This is a genomic window from Pseudomonas sp. SDO52101_S400 (assembly GCF_054071635.1).
Map to the genome: position 1 here is coordinate 1 of NZ_JBSVWF010000066.1, position 18761 is coordinate 18761.

Here is an 18761-nt window from a genome sequence, read left to right on the forward strand (position 1 = left end):
GCGGTTTACACAAGACCTGTGGGAGCGAGCCTGCTCGCGATAGGGCAGGTACAAGCGCTCAGAGTTTCAGCCTTGCCACACTGATGGATTCACCAGATTCACAGGTTTTGCACCGGCCAACGCCGCCAACAGATTCTCCACCGCACACCGCGCCATCGCCTCGCGCGTCTCATGGGTCGCTGAACCCATGTGCGGCGTCGCCACCACGTTATTCAACTGCAACAGCGGCGAGTCATGATTCAAGGGTTCCCGTTCGAACACATCCAGCCCAGCCGCGCGAATCCGGTTATGGCGCAGGGTATCGATCATTGCTGCCTCATCTACAACTTTGCCCCGTGAGATGTTGATGAAAATGCTCTCCGGACGCATCAGCGCAAACTGCTCGGCGCCAATCAAGCCTTCAGTCTGCGCTGTCAGCGGCAACGTCAGACAGATGAAATCCGCTTGCTGCAACAAATCCTCAAGGCTGCGGTACTGCGCATCGAAACGTTCTTCAACCGCCGGTTTGCGCGACTGACTGTGATAGATCACCGGCATCCCGAATCCGAAATGCCCCCGCTGGGCCAGCGCCTCGCCGATCCGCCCCATGCCGATGATGCCCAGCGTCTTGCCGTGCACATCGGTGCCGAAATGTGCCGGGCCGATGCTGCGATGCCAATGACCGCCGCGCACCATGTTCGCCAGCTCCACCACCCGGCGTGCGGTGGCCAGGATCAGTGCAAAACCTGTGTCGGCGGTGGTTTCGGTGAGCACGTCCGGGGTGTTGGTCAGCAGGATCCGGCGCCGGGTCAGGTAGTCGATGTCGTAGTTGTCGACGCCCACCGAGACACTGGATATCACTTCGAGTCGCGGTGCCAGATCGAGCAGTGCCGCGTCCAGTTTCAGGCTCGCCCCGAGCAAACCGTGGGCAACCGGCAGGGCGTCGCGCAGTTTCATCAGACCCGTGGCGTCGAGGCTGTCGATCAGTGTTACATCGACCTGTTCCTCAAGACGCGCCATCAACGCCGGCGACAGTTTCTTGTACAGCACAACCTGCTTTTTCATCGCAGTCATCTCTCTATCAATTCAGGAATGGGCCGGCAGCGGACGCGCTGCGACACGCTTGGCCGTCACCCGGTCACTGGCGCCGGGCTTGAGGAAAATCGTCAGCACCACCGAGAGCATCAGCGCGCCGCTCATCAACAGATACGAAGCGCCGGGCGATCCGGTGGAGCTGTTCAGGTAACCGACCAGATACGAGCCGCCGAACGAACCGAGCGCACCCATGCTGTTGATCAGCGCCATGGCGCCGCCGGCAACGTTGGACGGCAGGATCTCCGGCACGATGGCGAAGAACGGCCCGTAAGGCGCATACATGCAGGCGCCGGCGATCACCAGCAACGTGTACGACCACCAGAAATGTTCCGCACCCAAGGCGTAGGAGCCGTAGAACGCCACCGAAGCAATCAGCAGTGGCGGCCAGACGAAGCGTTTGCGCTTTTGCAGTTTGTCCGAGCCCCAGGACACCAGCAGCATGCCGATCACCGCTGCCAGATACGGCAACGCCGACAGCCAACCGGCCTCGATCATGTCCATTTGCGCGCCGGCCTTGAGGATCGACGGCAGCCAAAGCACGAAGCCGTAGACGCCAATGCTCCAGCAGAAAAATTGCAGCGCCAGAATGATTACCTTCGGCGAACGGAAGGCTTCGGCGTAGTTCTTCACCGCTTTGATCCCGACCTGTTCGGCGGCCAGAGCGCTTTCCAGATCGTGCTTTTCCTGATCGCTGAGCCACTTGGCCTGAGCCGGACGATCATCGGCCAGCTTCCACCAGATAAACGCCCAGAGCACCGCCGGCAAACCTTCGATGATGAACATCCAGCGCCAGCTGAAATGCTGCACCAGATACCCGGAAACCACCGACATCCAGAGCATGGTCACCGGGTTGCCGAGGATCAGGAAGGTGTTGGCCCGGGAGCGTTCGGCGCGGGTGAACCAGTGACACAGGTACACCAGCATCGCCGGCATCACCGCCGCTTCGACCACGCCGAGCATGAAGCGGATCACGATCAGCCAATAGGCGTTGGAGACCACGCCGGTCAGCGTGGCGAGCCCGCCCCAGAGGATCAGGCTGACGAAAATCAGCTTCTTCACGCTGTGCTTCTGCGCGTAGATCGCACCGGGCACCTGGAAGAAAAAGTAACCGAGGAAGAACAGCGCGCCGAGCAGCGAGGACAGGCCAGGGGTGATCATCAGGTCGGCGGCCATCCCGGAGGCGGCAGCGAACCCGTAATTGGCGCGGTCCAGGTACGCCAGGCTGTAGGTGATGAACACGATCGGCATGATGTACCACCAGCGGCGGGTGGCGAGGGTTGCGGTTTTCATGGTCTTGCTCCTGAGCTTGTTGTTTTTGTCGCAGCAGGTTCAATTAATGGGTTGTTTGCACTGGCCCTATCGCGAGCAGGCTCGCTCCCACACTGGATCGGATTCCAACTCAGAACCCTTGTGGGAGCGAGCCTGCTCGCGATTGACGGCCTCCAGTTCAGCTGAGAGCTCGGATCGGGTCGGCAGTCCTTCCATGTCACCACGGCTCTGCACCGCTCGGCTGCCAATCCAGTTGGCGCGTCTGACGGCCTCGGGAAAACTCTGGTGCTCCAGCAGAGCACTGATCATCCCCACCGCAAATCCATCGCCGGCACCGACTGTGTCCACGACTTGAGCCACTGGCACACCGGCAACAAACCCCTGATCCAGATGTGTGCGGTAGTACGCGCCCTGCGGCCCGAGCTTGATTGCCACGGCTTCGGCACCCTGATCGAGATAGAACGCGGCGATATCCGCCGGATCGTCAAACCCGGTCAGCAGCCGACCTTCGCTCAACCCCGGCAACACCCAGTGGGCGAGGGCAGCGAGGCGGTTGATTTCGCGGATCATCTCCCGTTCGCTGGCCCACAGGCTCGGGCGCAGGTTCGGGTCGAACGACACGCTGCGCCCGGCGTTGCGCATGCGGGTCATCAGCTCATGGGACATTTCCCGGGCCGAGGCGGACAGTGCCGGCGGAATGCCCGTGGCGTGCAGATGCCGGGCGCCGAGCAGCGCCGGGGTGATCGACTTCGATGAAAGGTGACTGGCCGCCGAGCCGCGACGGAAGTACTCGACCGTCGGATCGCTGCCGTCATCGTTGCGCGACTTGAGCTGGAAACCGGTCGGGTGAGCGTTGTCGACTTCGACATGGCTGCAATCCAGCCCCTCGCGGACCAGGGTCTCGACTACAAATCGCCCCAGCGAATCGGCACCGACACGGCTCAGCCATGCGACCTTGAAGCCCAGTCGAGACAGTCCGATGGCGACGTTACTGTCCGCCCCGGCAATCCGCCTGTGGAACTGGTCGACGAATGCCAGATCACCGCTCTGTTCGGCGACAAACATGGCCATGGTTTCACCGAACGACAGAATATCGATCTCAGACATGAGCAGGCTCCAGGCGGGATTGGCCGAGGCGGGCGAGGGCGGCAACGTGTTCGGTAGTCAATTGCACCAGGTCATCGCCCTGCAACGGGTATTCGGCGGCGCGCATGACCCCTTGGGCCATGTGCCGCAGCAGTTGTTCCCACAGATGCAGGTCAGTGGCGGCGGGCGGCACGGCCACCAGTTTGCCGTCGGCGCGGCGGGCCACGGCTTTGCAATGCACATAGCCGACGTGACGGCCCAACAACCGTGCGGCGCTGGTGGCGGACTGGTCTTGCCACTGCCAGTTGCCGATATCGAAGGTCATCTTGATCGGCAGGTTGTGTTGCTCGGCAGCGGCGAAGAAACGCTGGAACGGTTCGATCCGCCCACCGTGCAGGGTCTGGTCATTCTCTACCAGCAGTTGCACAGGGCTTTGCGCAAGGATCTGCGCCAGCGTCAGCAGATCGTTGTTGTCGGTGAAGAATCCAAGGGAAACCTTCAGCCACTTCGAGCCGAACGCTTCGGCGTTTTGCAACGCTGTGATGAGCTCGGGATTGGGCCGCGACTGACCGGCCAGCCACAGCTCGGTGGGCGAGGAATAGATGCTTTGCAGGCCTTCAGCTTGTGTCGCAGCGGCCAATTGTTCGGGGACTTCGTTGGTCAGCAACTCTTCGCGCCATTCGATGCGATGGGCGCCGGCGGCGGCCAGCAATTCGATGAACGAGCCTTGGCCACGACGGCGCACAAGGTCGGCGCCGTAGCTGGACAGGCTGATGGAGACGGCGAGTTTATTCATTGTTATCTACCTCTGAAACCGGTTTCATTTTTGATCAAAAAAAACCATCAAGTTGTGCAGTGCTCTTTCGGGCCTCTTCGCGGGCAAGCCCGCTCCCACATTTGGAATGCGTTCCCCTGTGGGAGCGGGCTTGCTCCGGGCGGTGATCCGACGAAGAGGCCATGTCAGTCACCACAAAATCCACGGGTGGAACCGCGCTCAATGAGCACCGGCGCAAAATCCAGTGTCCGCGCCGCGTCATCATTCCCACGCAACCGCTTGAGCAAACACTCAAATGCCTGCGCCCCAATCTCGGCAGTTGGCTGGGCAAGAGCAGTAATCCCGCTGCCCACCAACGGATACCAATCCAGATCATCCAGCGCGATCAACCCGATATCCTCGAACAACCGGCAGCCGATCTCGCGCAAGGCCAGGGTGCAGGCCAGCGCCGCCACGCCATTGGCGCAGAACAGGGCTTTCGGGCCGTTATCAGCTGTGTTCAAAAAGGTTTGAAGATCGTTAGAAAGTCTCGAGCCGATTTCCAGCACCGCGCCACGCATGTCTCTGCGCTGGCCAATCTGCTGCTGAAAACTGCCGACCCGCTCGATCCGTGAACTGGTGCCGTCATAGGCTTCGGTCACAAGCAGCACATCGCGATAGCCGCGTTGCTGAAGATGTTCGAGCGCCATTTCGACGGCTTGTGGGTTGTTCAGCCCGACCATGTCGCTGTCGAGCCCGTCGACCTTGCGATCCACCAAGACCAGCGGCATTTCCCGCTTCAGCTCATCCAGCTCATCCCGGTGATGGCCCAGGGTGTTCACGATCAGCCCTTCGATGTTGTACGAGCGCAACAGCGCCAGGTGCTGGCGTTCCTGCTCATCATCGCGGTCGGTGTTGCACACCACCAGGCTGTAGCCGTGCCGGCGGCAGGCGGTTTCCACCCCGTGCATCACGGCAATGGAATAAGGGTTGCGGATATCGGCCACCAGCATGCCGATCAGACGGGTGCGGCCACGTTTCAAGCCTCGAGCCATCTGGTTTGGGCGGTAGCCGAGTTCGGCAATCGCCTGCTCGATGCGCTGGGCAATGGCATCGGAGAGCAGGGCACGGTCATCGCCGATAAAGCGCGAGACGCTGGCCTTGGACACGCCAGCGTGTTCGGCGACGTCGAGCATGGTGACGCGGCTGCGCTGGGCGGCGGAGAAATCGTTCACGGTCTGAAACCTTGTTATTGGATTTGTCAGGTCAGATTATCTGTATCTGAAACCGGTTTCAGGAAACACCAGAAGCGATTGGATCGTCAAGTGAATGATCGGAGGAAATTCATCAGTCGCCGACAAATGGCGCTCAATGGGGAATATCTGATATCAGCCGAACAGCCCGGCCGCGATGTTGATCGAAAACCCGAGAATCGCCGTATTGAAAACAAACCCGATCAACGATTGCGCCAGCACGATCTTGCGTATCTCCCGCGTGGCCACGCCGACATCCGCCGTCTGCACGGCGACGCCAATGGTGAACGAGAAATACAGAAAGTCCCAATAGTTGGGCGTTGTCAGGCCTTCGGAAAAGCGCAGCGCCGGCTCCTTGCCGTCCCAGGTGTAAAACAGCCGGGCGTAGTGCACGCTGAAGATCACCCCGATCAGCAGCCACGAACCGATCACGGTCAGCGCGGTGAAGCCGTAGTGCAGGAGTTTGCGGGTGGTTTCCAGATCCTTGCTGCCGGCCAGTTCGAAGGTGATGGTGGCGAGGCTGGCCAGGGCCGCGATGCACACGACGAACAGCACCAGTCCGGCGTTCTCATCCTCGACTTCGGCAATGCGTTTGACGTCCGGCGCTTTTGCCCGGGCTGTCAGCCAGAACATCAGGATCAGATAGGTCCAGACCCCGGCGTTCCAGCCGATGAGGATTTTGCTGATGACGGATTCCGCCGGGGCCAGGAGGCCGGCGGCAAGGCCGAGCAACGCGGCGGCAGATAGGCGAGGGTGGGTGCGGGCGAGGAAGCGCATGGGGACTCGATGGGCCAGGGTGGTTCAGACACCTTAGCCCAGCGCGGCGACCTCTGGCCACCGCGCCGGGAGCGCTCGATCAATCAGGCTTGGTGAACCGGCGCACAAGCTTGATCACGACAACGAAGAACACCGGCACGAAAATCACCGCCAATGTCGCTGTGATCATCCCGCCAATCACCCCGGTGCCAATCGCTTGCTGGCTCGCCGAGCTGGCGCCCGTAGCAATCGCCAGCGGCACCACGCCCAGAATGAATGCCAGCGAAGTCATGACAATCGGCCGCAACCGCAGACGCGCCGCTTGCAGCGTAGCGTCAATCAGGTCATGACCTTCGTCATACAGGCTCTTGGCAAACTCGATGATCAGGATCGCGTTCTTCGCCGACAGACCGATGATAGTAATCAGCCCGACCTTGAAGAACACATCGTTGGGCATCCCGCGCAGAGTCACCGCCAGCACCGCACCGAGCACGCCGAGCGGCACCACCAGCAAAACGGAAGTCGGAATCGACCAGCTCTCGTACAACGCCGCCAGACACAGGAACACGATCAGCAGCGACAGGCCGAGCAGGATCGGCGCCTGGCTGCCGGACAAACGTTCCTGCAGCGACAGACCGGTCCATTCCTGACCCAGACCTTTCGGCCCCTGAGCCACCAGACGTTCGATTTCCGCCATGGCTTCGCCGGTGCTGTGGCCGGGTTTCGGTTCGCCGGAAATCGAGATCGCCGGGTAGCCGTTGTAGCGGGTCAGTTGCGCCGGGCCCTGCGTCCAGGTGGCTCGGACGAACGCCGACAGCGGCACCATTTTCCCGGCGTCGTTGCGCACGTGCATCTTCAGCAAGTCATCGACCTGACTGCGACGGTCGCCTTCGGCCTGCACGACAACGCGCTGCATCCGCCCCTGATTGGGGAAGTCGTTGACGTACGAGGAGCCGATGGCAGTGGACAGTACGTTACCGACGTCGGCGAATGAAACCCCCAGGGCGTTGGCCTGTTTACGGTCCACTTCCAGCTGCACTTGCGGTGCTTCGGCCAGGGCACTTTCACGCACGTTCATCAGGATCGGGCTTTTCTCGGCGGCGGCCAGCAGTTGGGTGCGCGCCTCCATCAAGGTCGCATGACCGAGGCCGCCGCGATCCTGCAGGCGGAATTCAAAGCCGCTGGATGTTCCCAGACCATCAACCGGAGGCGGCAGCACTGCGAATGCCACGGCGTCCTTGATCTGGCTCAGGGCGATGTTGGCGCGGTCGGCAATCGAGCTTGCCGAGTCGTCACTGCCGCGATGCGACCAGTCCTTGAGCGTGGTAAACGCCAGCGCGGCGTTCTGCCCGCTGCCAGAGAAACTGAAACCGAGAATCACGGTGCTGTCGCCCACGCCCGGTTCGCCGGCGTTGTGCGCTTCGATCTGCTCGACTACCTGCACGGTGCGGTTCTTGCTCGCACCGGGCGGCAGTTGGATGTCGGTGATGGTGTACCCCTGATCCTCGACCGGCAGGAACGAGGAGGGCAGGCGCGCGAAGCACAGGCCCAGACCGACCAGCAGCACAACGTAGATCAACAGGTAGCGCCCGGTGCGCTTCAACGCGTAACCGACCCAGCCCTGATAACGATCGGTCAGTTGCTCGAAACGGCGGTTGAACCAGCCGAAGAACCCGGTTTTCTCGTGGTGTTCGCCCTTGGCAATCGGCTTGAGCAAGGTTGCGCAAAGCGCCGGGGTCAAGGTCAGGGCGAGGAACGCCGAGAACAGGATCGAGGTCGCCATCGACAGCGAGAACTGCCGGTAAATCACGCCCACCGAACCCTGCATGAACGCCATCGGAATGAACACCGCCACCAGCACCAGCGTGATGCCGATGATTGCGCCGGTAATCTGCTGCATCGCCTTGCGCGTTGCTTCTTTCGGCGACAGGCCTTCGGTGGCCATGATTCGTTCGACGTTCTCCACCACCACAATGGCGTCGTCCACCAGAATGCCGATGGCCAGCACCATGCCGAACATGGTCAGCACGTTGATCGAGAAACCCAGCGCCAGCATCGTCGCGAAGGTGCCCATCAGCGCCACCGGAACCACCAGCGTCGGGATCAGCGTGTAGCGAATGTTCTGCAGGAACAGGAACATCACCGCGAACACCAGCAGCATCGCTTCGCCGAGGGTGTAGACCACTTTGGTGATCGAGACCTTCACGAACGGCGAAGTATCGTAGGGAATCTTGTACTCCACACCCGCCGGGAAGTAGCGCGACAGTTCATCCATCTTCGCCCGGATCAGCGTGGCGGTGCTGAGCGCGTTGGCGCCCGGTGCCAGTTGCACGCCGACGGCGGTGGAAGGCTTGCCGTTCAGACGGGTGCCGAACTGGTATTCCTGGCTGCCGATTTCGACCCGTGCCACATCCTTGATGCGCACGGTGGAACCGTCCGGGTTGGCCTTGAGCACGATGTCGGCGAACTCTTCCGGCGTCGACAGCTGCCCCTTGACCAGAATCGTCGCAGTGATTTCCTGAGTGCTCGGATTTGGCAAATCACCGATGCTGCCCGCCGAGACCTGTGCGTTCTGCGCAACGATGGCGGCGTTGACGTCAGCCGGCGTCAGGTTGAAACCAATCAGCTTCTGCGGATCGACCCAGATCCGCATCGCCCGCTCGGCACCATACAACTGGGCCTTGCCGACGCCGTCGATGCGCTTGATCTCGTTCATCACGTTGCGCGCCAGGTAATCGCTGAGCGCTACGTCGTCGAGCTTGCCGTCGCTGGAAGTCAGGGTTATCAGCAGCAGGAAACCGGCGGAGACTTTCTCCACCTGCAAACCTTGCTGGTTCACCGCTTGCGGCAGACGCGACTCAACCACCTTGAGGCGGTTCTGCACATCGACCTGCGCCAGTTCCGGGTTGGTGCCTGGCTGGAACGTCGCCTTGATCGTGGCGCTGCCGAGGCTGCTTTGCGATTCGAAATACAGCAGATGATCGGCGCCGTTGAGCTCTTCCTCGATCAGGCTGACCACGCTCTCGTCAACGGTCTGCGCCGAGGCGCCGGGGTACACGGCATAGATTTCGATCTGCGGCGGCGCAACGTCGGGGTATTGCGCCACCGGCAATTGCGGGATGGCCAGCGCACCGGCCAACAGGATGAACAACGCGACGACCCAGGCGAACACCGGGCGGTCGATAAAGAACTGCGGCATAGAAGAGCGTCCTGCTTACTGACCAGAGGTCTGGGCAAGTGGAAGAGGGGTGTCGTCGATCTGCACCACTTCGCCCGGACGGGCGTGTTGCAGGCCTTCGATGACAATGCGATCGCCGGGCTTGAGGCCACCGGTGACGATCCAGCGGTCGTTCTGCACGGCGCCGAGCTGCACTGGTTGCTGGGCGACGCGCATCTGATCGTCGACGGTCAGCACCTGGGCGATGCCGGCGCTGTCACGTTGCACTGCGCGCTGGGGAACGGTGAGGCCGTGTTGAATCACGCCTTGTTCCAGACGTACGCGAACATAACTGCCGGGCAGCAGATCGAGGTCCGGGTTGGGGAATTCGCTGCGCAGGATGATCTGCCCGGTGCCCGGATCGACCGTGATGTCGCTGAACAGCAACTTGCCCGGCAGAGGATAGAGGCTGCCGTCGTCCTGGATCAGCGTGGCCTTGACCTGATCCTGACCGACCTGCTGCAACTGGCCGGAACGGAAGGCCCGGCGCAACTCATTCAACTCACGGGTCGACTGGGTGAGGTCGGCGTGGATCGGGTTCAGTTGCTGGATCAGTGCCATGGGCGTGGTTTCGTTCTGGCCGACCAGCGCGCCTTCGGTCACCAGGGCACGACCGACGCGCCCGGAAATCGGTGCGGTGACGGTGGCGTAACCGAGATTCAGTTTGGCGCGCTCGACGGCAGCCTTGTTGGCGGCGACGTCGGCGGCGGTCTGCCGGGCGTTGGCGCGGGCGTTGTCGTAGTCTTGAGCGCTGATGGCCTTGTCGTCGATCAACTGGGCGTAGCGTTGTTCCTGCAGTTTTGCCTGGAACGCGTTGGCTTCGGCCTTGCGCAGGGCCGCTTCGGCGCTGTCCAGGTCAGCCTTGAATGGCGCCGGATCGATGCGAAACAGCACGTCGCCCTTTTTCACGTCGCTGCCTTCGCGATAGGTGCGTTGCAGCACGACGCCGGCCACTCGGGCGCGGACTTCGGCAATACGCGGCGCGGCAATGCGCCCGCTCAGTTCGCTGCTGATCGACAGGGGGCGTGCTTCAAGGGTTTCAACCCGCACGGTGGCCGGTGGCGCCTCTTCCTCAGTGCTCGAGGATTTACCACAGGCACTCAGCGTCAACGCCAATGCGATCAGGCCGAGCCCGGCCAGCAGATTCTTCGACATGTACAACCCCCAATATTGATGTGCGCATCCTACGGCCCGGCACCGAAGGTAGCGGTGAAGCTTTGTAGGTGCTGTGTGAAATTGTGTAAGGGTTTTGCTCAGGGACGAGTGAGGGCGTATATCCTTTACGCCTTGATATTTATTGCGACAGATAAAGCATCGCGAGCAGGCTCGCTCCCACATCTGGAATACAGTCCCTTGTGTGAGCGAGCCTGCTCGCGATAGCGGATGATGAGTCGCCACAGCACTTTCTGGATCATCAATGCCCAACATCCTCTTGGTCGAAGACGACACCGCCCTCGCCGAACTGATTTCCAGCTACCTGGAACGCAACGGCTATTCCGTCAGCGTGATCGGTCGTGGCGACCATGTGCGCGAACGGGCGCGGCTCAATCCGCCGGATCTGGTGATTCTCGACCTGATGCTGCCGGGCCTCGACGGTTTGCAGGTGTGTCGCCTGTTGCGCGCCGACTCGGCAACGCTGCCGATCCTGATGCTCACCGCCCGCGATGACAGCCACGACCAAGTGCTGGGCCTGGAAATGGGCGCCGACGATTACGTGACCAAACCCTGCGAGCCACGAGTCCTGCTGGCGCGAGTGCGCACGTTGTTGCGCCGCAGCAGCCTTGGCGAGCCGATGACCGCCAACGATCGCATCCTGATGGGCAATCTGTGCATCGACCTGTCGGAGCGCACCGTGACCTGGCGCGAGCAACCGGTGGAGCTGTCCAGCGGCGAATACAACCTGCTGGTGGTGCTGGCCCGTCACGCCGGTGAAGTGCTGAGCCGCGACCAGATCCTGCAGCGCTTGCGCGGTATAGAGTTCAACGGCACCGATCGCTCGGTGGACGTGGCGATTTCCAAGCTGCGGCGCAAGTTCGATGACCATGCGGGTGAAGCGCGCAAGATCAAGACGGTGTGGGGCAAGGGTTACCTGTTCAGCCGTTCCGAGTGGGAATGCTGAGTCGATGTTCAGAATCCTGTTTCGCCTTTATCTGGTGACGATCGTTTCCTACAGCGCGGCGATCTATCTGGTGCCGGATCTGGTGGTGATGGCGTTCAGGGAGCGGTTCGTCACCTACAACCTCGACTATTCCCGTGGCCTGCAATCGCTGATCACCAAGCAGTTTCGCGCGGTGCCACAAGATCAGTGGCCGGCGGTCGCCGCGTCGATGGACAAGGATTTCCAGCCGCTGCACATCGTCCTCGCCCGCATCGATAACGCCGACTTCACCCCGATCGAGCAAGAACGCCTGCGTCGTGGCGAAAACGTGGTGCGCATCGGCGACTGGGGCTGGCGCACGCTGGCGGTGACGCCGCTGAACGATCAGGTGGCCGTGCAAATGGTGGTGCCGCCGGACCCGATGGACGTGAACTTGCTGTACTGGAGCATCAACGTCCTGATCGGCGCGAGTTTGCTGGCGTGCCTGTTGCTGTGGCTGCGGCCGCACTGGCGTGATCTTGAACGCCTGAAGGGCACTGCCGAACGTTTCGGTAAAGGCCATTTGAGCGAACGTACGCAAATCGGCTCGAGTTCGAACATCGGTAGCCTGGCCACGGTGTTCGACACCATGGCCGGCGACATCGAAAACCTGCTCAACCAGCAGCGTGACTTGCTCAACGCGGTGTCCCATGAACTGCGTACGCCGCTGACCCGTCTGGACTTCGGCCTGGCGCTGGCGTTGTCCGATGATTTGCCGCAAACCAGTCGTGAACGCCTGCAAGGTCTGGTCGCGCACATTCGTGAACTCGATGAATTGGTGCTGGAGTTGCTGTCCTACAGCCGCCTGCAAAACCCGGCGCGTCTGCCGGAACAGGTCGAGGTGGCGCTGGACGAGTTCATCGACAGTATTCTGGGCAGCGTCGACGAGGAGCTGGAGTCCCCGGAAATCGTCATCGACGTGCTGCTGCACAATCAACTGGAACGCTTCTCCCTCGACCCGCGCCTGACCGCCCGCGCGATTCAAAACCTGTTGCGCAACGCCATGCGTTACTGCGAAAAACGCATTCAGATCGGTGTGCAGGTCTGCCCGAAAGGCTGTGAGATCTGGGTGGACGATGATGGGATCGGTATTCCGGAAGATGAGCGGGAGCGGATTTTCGAACCGTTCTATCGACTGGACCGCAGCCGGGATCGAGCCACTGGCGGATTTGGCCTGGGGCTGGCGATCAGCCGTCGGGCACTGGAAGCGCAGGGCGGGACGTTGACGGTGGAAAGCTCGCCGTTGGGTGGGGCGCGGTTCAGGCTTTGGTTGCCGACCCCGGTTTGATTCGATCGCTCCCGTGCATGACACGGGAGCGATCAGTGATCAGAGCAACTCAGTGGACTGAATCAACCCGACCCCGGACACTTGCATCCGCTCGATCGCCGACGCCAGCGATCCATTCAAATCGATCGCCCGACACCCATCCAGCACGACAAACGTATTGAACCCCGCCGCCCGCGCATCCAGCGCGGAAAACATCACGCAGAAATCCAGCGCCAGCCCGACCAGGTACACCGTGTCGATGCCGCGCTCCTTTAGATAACCCGCCAGACCTGTGGTCGTGACGCGGTCCGCTTCCAGAAACGCCGAATAGCTGTCGATGTCCGGGTTGCAGCCCTTGCGGATGATCAGTTGTGCATGGGGCAGGTTCAATTCCGGGTGGAGTTCGGCACCCCGGGTAGCTTGCACGCAATGGTCCGGCCAGAGGGTCTGTTCGCCGTAGGGTAATTGAATCACGTCGTAGGGCTTGTGGCCGGGATGACTGGAGGCGAACGACGCATGGCCTGCAGGGTGCCAGTCCTGTGCGATCACGACCTGTTTGAACTGGCAGGCGAGATCGTTGATCAACGGCACTATCCGATCTCCCTCGGGCACCGGCAGTTGGCCGCCGGGAATGAAGTCGTTCTGTACATCAATGACCAGCAATGCACTACGAGGCGTGTTCGACATCGGTAATCCTTACTTGAAAAGCCATTGGTCCAGCATAGTACAGCGTGCTTCGTACGCTTGATCGGGCGCGCGCAATTCACAGCAATTCTTGATCATTTTCTTCGAGAAAACACCTGTCAGATATGACAGTTGTGGCCATCGCCGCAGAGGTATCTGATGTCGGCAACGCGATCCTGCATTGATCAATCCCTTTCGATCTGCTGGCAAAGGACTGAAGACGATGGCCGTCCCTACACTCGTTCAACCTCATATTCCCGGTATGAAACAACCGGTGTTCACAACGCCACCGGCCGATGCAGGTTTGCCGTTGGCGCTGACTCATCTCTATCCAGAGGGGGTCAAGGTTTTCATCGTCCCACCAGCGGGTATGGTTGTGGATGACAGGCTTGTCTTGCGACTTGACGGTGTTGTAGTGGCAACCAAACCGATTGCCATTGGGGAGGAGGACCAGCGCGCGGTCCTGTATGTACAGGCAAAGCTTTGGAAGGATGGGCCTAACACGCTGGACTACGGCCTGGAACGAGGCGGCGTCGAGATTGAAACTTCATACCCGTTGCAGGTCTGGTTCCACCGTAACCGTCCGGGGCTGGTGGATCGTTTTCCCGAGGAGGAGGGGCATTCGGAGCTGCAGCTGAGCGTCAAGCAAGTGGTCCTCGATGAAGGCGTCAATCCCGAACGGGCACGGGAAGGCGTTGCTGCCACGCTTTTCTATCCGCTGATGAGGGCTTTCGACAACGTACAACTTGATTGCAACGGCGTGATCCTGACGCGGCTTGTGACCCAGGCCGACGTCGATAGCGGAGAGCCTTTGGTAATCTTGATCGATGAAGCGACCTTTATCAAAGCGGGCGACGCGGCGGATTTTTCGTTGAAGTTCACGGTGTGGGATTGTGTTGGCAATGGTCCGGACACCAACAATCCGTACTCGGTCGCATTATCTTTGTACGTCAATCTTTTGGGGATATGGAACGACTCGCCGATTGTCAGTGAAGACCCGGCCGACGACGAAGATGACCCCGATACGATCGACCTCAAAAAGCTTGCCGGCAGGTCCGCGACTGCGCAGGTGTACGTGTCAGGCACAGGCAACTGGATGAAAGGTGACGACATTCGTCTGGACTGCCGCTTTCAGGATGCGACCGGTGACGTGCAGTCATTGACGTTGATCAAGACCGTCACGATCAAGCCGTTCATGTACGCGTTCTCCATACCGAACGAGTCTCTGGTTGCTGCTTCGGGCGGCAAGGCGACATTTCGATACACCCGGGTAAGTGATGGTGTACCGCTGGATCGTTCCGAGACGTTGACCGTCCGCATCATTGGCGCCGCCACCAGTGAACTGCTACCTCCAACCCTCGTCGGGACCGGCTACAAGATTCATCCATTGGACTTTTCCAACGGTGTGACCGCTCGTGTCGAGTTCCTTGATGCCCAGGACGGCGATCAGGCTCGCCTGGTGGTCAACGGGGCTCCTGGGCTTGGTTCACCGGTGTTCAAGGCGGTCAACTTCAACAACAATCACCGTGCCAATTTTGTACTCAAGCCTGAAGTGCTTGCGGCCAATCACGGCGGAACGATGACACTGGGTTGGGAGTTGCTGCGGGCAGGAGGCTCGCAGCCATCGGGCGAGCGGGAGGTCACCGTCCACAGGATCGAAGACGCCGATTGGCGCTTGCCAACCCCGGGGTTGCCACAGGCTCTGGGTGATGAAATGCTCGATCTGGGTGCATTCAGCGGGCACGCTCAGGCAACCTGCAAATCGTGGCCGGCGATTGCTGTGGGGCAGCTACGCTGGTTTCGTCTATGCGGTGTCGGACACGATGACAAGGACTATGAGATCACGATCGCCGTGGGCGCTCCGGTCACGGCGCCGGAAACAACGGCCGGTCTGGACAATGCGCTGATGCGTGATCTGCTGCTGAAATTCAAGCCGGAAACCACGGTGGTCCTGGAGCTGAAGGTGGCTTTTGACGGTAAAAACGACGAGCGCTCCGCCGTGGTTTTCAAATCCCGCGAGTATCAGGTCCTGAACCTGCCGACCGATGTATTGGAGGACTTTGAGCTGGCGCGCGCGCAAGTGGTGTCGAAGGGGGGCGTCATGGAAACCGCCAACCTGCGAATCAGTTTTGTGTCGGGCAGTGGCGAGTGCGCGATCATGCCACGATCCGATATCGGCCAATCGTTCTCCAGGCGGGTTGAAGGACAGGTGTTGAGTATCGGTCGCGACAGTAATCCTCCGGAGTCGGTGATCCTCGAGCTGGAGTTGAAAAAAGCCTGTTCCCGCGTCAGTTTCTGGCATTTAAGCGTCAACTATAACGACAGTTTCGTGGAGTATCTGTCTGCGGACAGAACCCTGCTTGCGAGCAAGTTTCTCGGCACGTCCTACAGCACGCCACAAAGCCTGCTGCATGAGGCAGATGGGATAAAAATCATCCGGCTTGTCTGTCCGAAACCAGACTGGTTCTCCCTCGACACGATCAAAGTTAAATATTGATCAGGGTTCGGGCGAGACCGTGAAGCTCGGATGTCGGGTTGTATCCGATCAACATCCATGCATGTTCGCGAACGGTCCAGTACACCACATTCATGTTGTGTCGACGTTCCTGCTCCACGGGAAGACTGCCACTGTTCGAGCGCGTCACGCACAGCGCCAGCGGGCCGTATCTGGCGTCCTGATAAACGATCTGCGCAATGGGTACGCCGTCGTATTCGAGTATTTGCGCACGCTTGAACACGGCGCCGGGCAATTTCAGTTTCGCTGGCGAAAGGCTCAGGCCCAGTCGCGCATCGACGGATCGCAATTGCGCCAACTGCGAGGCCTCGTCGGTGGGCATGTGTTCGAGGGTCTGCGGCACATACAGCGCCATGTAATCGCCCACCCGTGCGCGCCAGTTGTGCGCTTGCTGCGTTTGCCAGGTCAGGAACAACCGGTCTGCCGCCACTCCGGCGAGCGCCGCGCCGGCAGCGGCTGCACCGAGGAACCAGCGTCGGCTGAAACCGGGCTTCTGCGGTGATGGCGCGGCATCGAGCCGGGCCTGCAAGCGATCGAGCGGTGCCTGTTGCGCCAGTTCGTCGTAGGCAGCCTTGAACGGCAGGTTGCTGCGGCTCAGCCATTGCACCCGCAAACTCAGTAGCGGATCTTCGGCGATGAGGCTATCGAGCTGGCTGCGTTGTTCGCGGTCCAGTTCATCGTCCAGATACGCCACCAGTTGCTCGTCGGAAGGCGTATTCATTGCCGGTCTCCTGCGGGGGTGTTAGGTACCGCTTGCAGCGGTGGGTATTCGGCCAGTTTCAGGCGCGCGGTAGCAAGGCGACTCATGACGGTGCCGATCGGCACTTGCAGGATCTCGGCGACTTCGCGGTAGGACAGGCCTTCGACGTAGGCCAGGTACACCGTTTCGCGCTGGGTTTCCGGCAGCGCATCGACGCGGCGGATCACCTGCGCCGCCATGACGTGGGTCTGCGCGGCGTATTCGCCGTCGAACGTCAGCTGGCTATCGGCGTCCACCACGCCCTGGCCCTGGCGCACCCGGCGGGCGCGCACTTCATTGAGCCAGATCGAATGCAGAATGCTCAGCAACCAGCGGTCCATGCGCGTGCCGGCCACGTACTGGCCCGAGCGTTCAAGCGCCCGCACGCAAGTGGCTTGCACCAGATCCTCGGCCACGTGCCGGTTGCGCGACAGCAGCAAGCCATAGCGCCACAGGCGCGCCAGGTGTTGTCCGAGTTCGGCTCTGAAGGCCTGATCGCTGAAAATGTTCGCCTCCGCGTGTCGTGTCAGGTTTTCGATGAATCGTTGATGGCTTCGGCCAGGTCCCGGTATTCCTCGCAGGTCGTGCCGCAGATCTTCTGGATGTGCTGCAACTGCTCCTGCGCCAGATCGACGCGACCCTTGATGACATAAGCCTCGCCCAAGTATTCGCGGACTTGCGCGTATTGTGGATCAAGCTTCACCGATTGCAGGTAATAACCGATGCCTTCGTCGGTGCGCCCCAGCTTGCGCGTGGCGTAACCGCGATAGTTGAGGGCCTTGGCGGTGTTCGGCTGTTTCAGGGTGTCGAGCAAGGCGAGGGCTTCTTCATATCGACCGTCCTTGGCCAGGCGATAGGCGTAGTCGGTACGGTCGGCGTCCGGTACGAGGCTGCTGGTCTGCCTGACGCATTTCTGCGTCTTGCTGTCGAGCACCTGGCCTTTCGGGCAGTTGGGTTTCTGCACCGGCTCGTCTTCATCGCCGTGGGCCAGGGCCAAAGGGCTGGACAACATCGCGGCCATCAGCAACGGGGCGGCGAACATAACGGAACGGATAGTCATGGGCAAGGCTCCATAGTGGGTCATGTTTGATGTTGAACACTGCAAGGTGAAGTTTTATTCATTGCTTTGTCAGGTGCCATTCAAGGAAAGCGCAAACCCGAGCGCTATGCTCCTGACGTCTGTCGTCGATCCGCCGTCCACATTGGGAGTCGCGCCATGAAAGATCAGGTTCACCACTCGGCTGCCGCCAGTTACAAGACTGCCGCCGAAACCTACATCAAAGGCCGGCCGGACTATCCGCCGGCCGTCACCGAATGGCTGACGACGACACTGGACCTGAATGGCCACAAGACTGTTATCGACCTCGGCGCCGGTACCGGCAAGTTCACCGGACGGCTGGTGGCGACGGGGGCCCAGGTGATTGCCGTGGAGCCGGTGGCGCAGATGCTGGAAAAACTGTCCGCCAATTGGCCCGATGTGTTGGCCGTGAGTGCCATGGCAACGGATCTGCCATTGCCCGATGCCTCGGTGGATGCCGTGGTCTGCGCCCAGGCCTTTCACTGGTTTGCCAGCACCGAGGCGCTGGACGAAATCGCCCGGGTGCTCAAGCCCGGCGGCAAGCTCGGGCTGATCTGGAACCTGCGCGATACCAGGGTCGGCTGGGTGCCCAAGCTCGATGCGATCGTCAACGCTCTGGAAGGTGACACCCCGCGTTACTACACCGGCGCCTGGCGCAAGGTGTTCCCGCATCCGGCGTTCGGGCCGTTGCAGACACAGCACTTTCACCATGGTCATACCGGTTCGCCGGAGGATGTGATTTTCAATCGGGTACGTTCCACCAGCTTCATCGCGGCGCTGCCGGATGCAGAGCGGGCCCGGATCGATGAGCAGCTTCGGGCGTTGATCGCCTCGGATCCCGAGCTGCGGGGCAGGGATGTGATGACCGTGCCTTACGAGACCGCAGCGTTCGTGGCGGTGAAGGGCGGCTAGAGTCCTGCATTTGGCCGAAC

16 protein-coding genes are annotated in these 18761 nt (G+C 60.9%); 4 read left to right on the forward strand and 12 right to left on the reverse strand.

The window, feature by feature from the left end; all coding sequences use genetic code 11:
• Positions 1 to 66: 66 nt before the first annotated feature.
• The 8 genes from ACW9HX_RS25085 to ACW9HX_RS25120 form a co-directional block, all read right to left on the reverse strand.
• The gene (locus ACW9HX_RS25085) at positions 67 to 1044 is read right to left on the reverse strand and encodes a 2-hydroxyacid dehydrogenase (RefSeq protein WP_457382652.1); all 978 of its coding nucleotides are present in this window, start codon (positions 1042 to 1044) and stop codon (positions 67 to 69) included.
• A gap of 21 nt (positions 1045 to 1065) precedes the next feature.
• Complete coding sequence (locus ACW9HX_RS25090) at positions 1066 to 2364, reverse strand: MFS transporter (RefSeq protein WP_457382653.1); 1299 nt, start codon at positions 2362 to 2364, stop codon at positions 1066 to 1068.
• A 66-nt stretch (positions 2365 to 2430) separates the two neighbouring features.
• On the reverse strand, positions 2431 to 3450 hold the full coding sequence (locus ACW9HX_RS25095) for a sugar kinase (protein WP_457382654.1): 1020 nt from the start codon (positions 3448 to 3450) through the stop codon (positions 2431 to 2433).
• Complete coding sequence (locus ACW9HX_RS25100; RefSeq protein ID WP_457382655.1) at positions 3443 to 4225, reverse strand: sugar phosphate isomerase/epimerase family protein; 783 nt, start codon at positions 4223 to 4225, stop codon at positions 3443 to 3445. Before ACW9HX_RS25100 ends, ACW9HX_RS25095 begins: the two co-directional genes overlap by 8 nt.
• A 164-nt stretch (positions 4226 to 4389) precedes the next feature.
• Entirely contained in the window at positions 4390 to 5418 is a 1029-nt protein-coding gene (locus tag ACW9HX_RS25105; protein ID WP_457382656.1) for a LacI family DNA-binding transcriptional regulator, read from the reverse strand.
• Between the two features lie 153 nt (positions 5419 to 5571).
• Positions 5572 to 6213, reverse strand: coding sequence for a DUF1345 domain-containing protein (locus ACW9HX_RS25110; RefSeq protein WP_457382657.1), 642 nt, complete (start codon positions 6211 to 6213; stop codon positions 5572 to 5574).
• A gap of 79 nt (positions 6214 to 6292) precedes the next feature.
• Positions 6293 to 9391, reverse strand: a complete 3099-nt coding sequence (locus tag ACW9HX_RS25115) for a multidrug efflux RND transporter permease subunit (RefSeq protein ID WP_457382658.1) — start codon at positions 9389 to 9391, stop codon at positions 6293 to 6295.
• A 15-nt stretch (positions 9392 to 9406) separates the two neighbouring features.
• Complete coding sequence (locus ACW9HX_RS25120; protein WP_457382659.1) at positions 9407 to 10564, reverse strand: efflux RND transporter periplasmic adaptor subunit; 1158 nt, start codon at positions 10562 to 10564, stop codon at positions 9407 to 9409.
• Positions 10565 to 10826: 262 nt separating this feature from the next.
• Between ACW9HX_RS25120 and ACW9HX_RS25125 the strand changes: the two genes are divergently transcribed.
• Positions 10827 to 11528 (forward strand): response regulator transcription factor, encoded by a 702-nt coding sequence (locus ACW9HX_RS25125; RefSeq protein WP_007960391.1) that lies wholly within the window; start codon positions 10827 to 10829, stop codon positions 11526 to 11528.
• A gap of 4 nt (positions 11529 to 11532) precedes the next feature.
• Positions 11533 to 12834 carry an ATP-binding protein gene (locus ACW9HX_RS25130; RefSeq protein ID WP_457382660.1) on the forward strand — a complete coding sequence of 434 codons (1302 nt, stop codon included), beginning with the start codon at positions 11533 to 11535 and terminating at the stop codon, positions 12832 to 12834.
• Between the two features lie 39 nt (positions 12835 to 12873).
• Here ACW9HX_RS25130 and pncA read toward each other — a convergent pair whose 3' ends face one another.
• Positions 12874 to 13500, reverse strand: a complete 627-nt coding sequence (gene pncA / locus ACW9HX_RS25135; RefSeq protein ID WP_457382661.1) for a bifunctional nicotinamidase/pyrazinamidase — start codon at positions 13498 to 13500, stop codon at positions 12874 to 12876.
• A 220-nt stretch (positions 13501 to 13720) separates the two neighbouring features.
• Between pncA and ACW9HX_RS25140 the strand changes: the two genes are divergently transcribed.
• Positions 13721 to 15994, forward strand: coding sequence for a hypothetical protein (locus ACW9HX_RS25140; RefSeq protein ID WP_457382662.1), 2274 nt, complete (start codon positions 13721 to 13723; stop codon positions 15992 to 15994).
• On the opposite strand, the gene ACW9HX_RS25145 is transcribed toward ACW9HX_RS25140, so the two are convergent.
• The 3 genes from ACW9HX_RS25145 to ACW9HX_RS25155 all read right to left on the reverse strand — a co-directional run bounded on the left by ACW9HX_RS25145 (position 15984) and on the right by ACW9HX_RS25155 (position 17811).
• The gene (locus ACW9HX_RS25145) at positions 15984 to 16733 is read right to left on the reverse strand and encodes an anti-sigma factor family protein (RefSeq protein ID WP_457382663.1); all 750 of its coding nucleotides are present in this window, start codon (positions 16731 to 16733) and stop codon (positions 15984 to 15986) included. The two genes, ACW9HX_RS25140 and ACW9HX_RS25145, sit on opposite strands and share 11 nt — an antisense overlap.
• Positions 16730 to 17215, reverse strand: coding sequence for an RNA polymerase sigma factor (locus ACW9HX_RS25150; RefSeq protein WP_141401792.1), 486 nt, complete (start codon positions 17213 to 17215; stop codon positions 16730 to 16732). Before ACW9HX_RS25150 ends, ACW9HX_RS25145 begins: the two co-directional genes overlap by 4 nt.
• Before the next feature lie 62 nt (positions 17216 to 17277).
• Complete coding sequence (locus ACW9HX_RS25155) at positions 17278 to 17811, reverse strand: tetratricopeptide repeat protein (RefSeq protein WP_457382664.1); 534 nt, start codon at positions 17809 to 17811, stop codon at positions 17278 to 17280.
• Between the two features lie 156 nt (positions 17812 to 17967).
• Between ACW9HX_RS25155 and ACW9HX_RS25160 the strand changes: the two genes are divergently transcribed.
• Positions 17968 to 18741 (forward strand): methyltransferase domain-containing protein, encoded by a 774-nt coding sequence (locus ACW9HX_RS25160; protein ID WP_457382665.1) that lies wholly within the window; start codon positions 17968 to 17970, stop codon positions 18739 to 18741.
• The last annotated feature ends 20 nt before the right edge of the window (positions 18742 to 18761 follow it).

What these genes read in the sequence shown, in the direction of transcription:
- ACW9HX_RS25160 (WP_457382665.1), top strand. Translation starts at nt 17,968, where the DNA reads ATGAAAGATCAGGTTCACCACTCGGCTGCCGCCAGTTACAAGACTGCC.
- ACW9HX_RS25090 (WP_457382653.1), bottom strand. Translation starts at nt 2,364, where the DNA reads ATGAAAACCGCAACCCTCGCCACCCGCCGCTGGTGGTACATCATGCCG.
- ACW9HX_RS25100 (WP_457382655.1), bottom strand. Translation starts at nt 4,225, where the DNA reads ATGAATAAACTCGCCGTCTCCATCAGCCTGTCCAGCTACGGCGCCGAC.
- ACW9HX_RS25095 (WP_457382654.1), bottom strand. Translation starts at nt 3,450, where the DNA reads ATGTCTGAGATCGATATTCTGTCGTTCGGTGAAACCATGGCCATGTTT.
- ACW9HX_RS25110 (WP_457382657.1), bottom strand. Translation starts at nt 6,213, where the DNA reads ATGCGCTTCCTCGCCCGCACCCACCCTCGCCTATCTGCCGCCGCGTTG.
- ACW9HX_RS25155 (WP_457382664.1), bottom strand. Translation starts at nt 17,811, where the DNA reads ATGACTATCCGTTCCGTTATGTTCGCCGCCCCGTTGCTGATGGCCGCG.
- ACW9HX_RS25120 (WP_457382659.1), bottom strand. Translation starts at nt 10,564, where the DNA reads ATGTCGAAGAATCTGCTGGCCGGGCTCGGCCTGATCGCATTGGCGTTG.
- ACW9HX_RS25085 (WP_457382652.1), bottom strand. Translation starts at nt 1,044, where the DNA reads ATGAAAAAGCAGGTTGTGCTGTACAAGAAACTGTCGCCGGCGTTGATG.
- pncA (WP_457382661.1), bottom strand. Translation starts at nt 13,500, where the DNA reads ATGTCGAACACGCCTCGTAGTGCATTGCTGGTCATTGATGTACAGAAC.
- ACW9HX_RS25125 (WP_007960391.1), top strand. Translation starts at nt 10,827, where the DNA reads ATGCCCAACATCCTCTTGGTCGAAGACGACACCGCCCTCGCCGAACTG.
- ACW9HX_RS25145 (WP_457382663.1), bottom strand. Translation starts at nt 16,733, where the DNA reads ATGAATACGCCTTCCGACGAGCAACTGGTGGCGTATCTGGACGATGAA.
- ACW9HX_RS25115 (WP_457382658.1), bottom strand. Translation starts at nt 9,391, where the DNA reads ATGCCGCAGTTCTTTATCGACCGCCCGGTGTTCGCCTGGGTCGTCGCG.
- ACW9HX_RS25130 (WP_457382660.1), top strand. Translation starts at nt 11,533, where the DNA reads ATGTTCAGAATCCTGTTTCGCCTTTATCTGGTGACGATCGTTTCCTAC.
- ACW9HX_RS25140 (WP_457382662.1), top strand. Translation starts at nt 13,721, where the DNA reads ATGGCCGTCCCTACACTCGTTCAACCTCATATTCCCGGTATGAAACAA.